The organism is Yoonia sp. R2-816 (assembly GCF_046762905.1).
In the GTDB taxonomy this organism is placed as follows: domain Bacteria; phylum Pseudomonadota; class Alphaproteobacteria; order Rhodobacterales; family Rhodobacteraceae; genus Yoonia.
On sequence record NZ_JBKQXN010000342.1, the window covers coordinates 1 to 1243 of the forward strand.

1 protein-coding gene is annotated in these 1243 nt (G+C 56.0%); it reads right to left on the bottom strand.

Features of this window, described 5'->3' with window-relative positions:
- On the bottom strand, positions 1-1243 hold a 1243-nt coding region (locus ACFWW2_RS25540; protein WP_393933284.1), incomplete at both ends, for a hypothetical protein.

A 1243-nucleotide genomic window follows, 5' to 3' on the forward strand; every position in this document is an offset into this window, starting at 1 on the left:
GCAGACAGATTGAGCGTGTCGTCCCCGTCACCGCCGTCAAAGATTGTCCGGATGACCTTGTTGCCTTCCGCATCAAAGAGCTGAGAATAGATTTCAAAACCGTCAGGCGTATTAACCTGGCCATACGAATGCCAGCTGATCGCAAACCCGCCATCTTCCAGGCCGACGACATCGGGATACATCTGGTTGTGATAGATCCACTGCGTGTTCACCTGGAACTCGCCGCCGACTGTTGAGCCGTCAGCGGCGTATTTCTGACCATGAATACTGGCACCAGATCCATCCTGGCCATAAGATGTCCAGGTTGCTACAAATCCACCGTCTTGCAACCCGGACACCGAAACCCAGTACTGGTTATACTCCGTGGCGGTATTGATCTGGAATTCGCCACCTGCTGCTGAGCCATCGGCATTGTATTTTTGGCCATAGGCACCCCAGAATGCACCATCCTGATCAAAGGATTGCCAGGTGACGACAAATCCCCCGTCTTCCAGCGCCGTGATTGAAGGCTCGCCTTGTTCGCTTGCCGTGTGCGTGTTGATTTGGAACTCCGCGCCAAGGGGGGTTCCATCAGCGTTGAAACGCTGACCATAGATACCAAACAGGTCTCCATCCTGCAGCGCGGACTGCCAGCTGACGACAAAACTCCCATCCGTAAGCACGGTGACAGTTGGCCAGATCTGTTGCCCCGCAGTATGCGTGTTCACCTGGAACTCGGATCCCGATGGCGTGCCGTCCTGGCTAAAGCGCTGCGCAAAGATGCCCCCCTGATCACCATCCTGACCGTACGAATACCACACGGCAACAAACCCCCCGTCGTTCAGCGCAGCAACGTCAGGTAAGCTCTGATGTCCGTCAGTTTCGGTGTTGAGCTGAAACTCGTCTCCGACGGGCACGCCGCTTTCATCAAAGCGCTGGCCAAAAATGCCCTCGCCTGAACCATCCTGATCGGTCGACAGCCACACCACCACGAAACTGCCATCATTCAGACCGGCCGCAGAAGACAGCCACTGATCTCCGGAGGACGTCGCATTAATCACCAGTTCTTCGCCAATAGGCGTACCACTTTCGGAAAACACGCGGCCATGGACCTCATAGCCCGCAGCATCGGCCTGACTACTTGTCCAGGTGACCACATAGCCACCATTGACAAGCGCTGTGGAGCGGGCAAAGGCGCTTATCGTGTCCGTACCGAGATTATCGCTGACCCGCTGCTCCGCTTCCAGTCTGATGGTAAACTCGC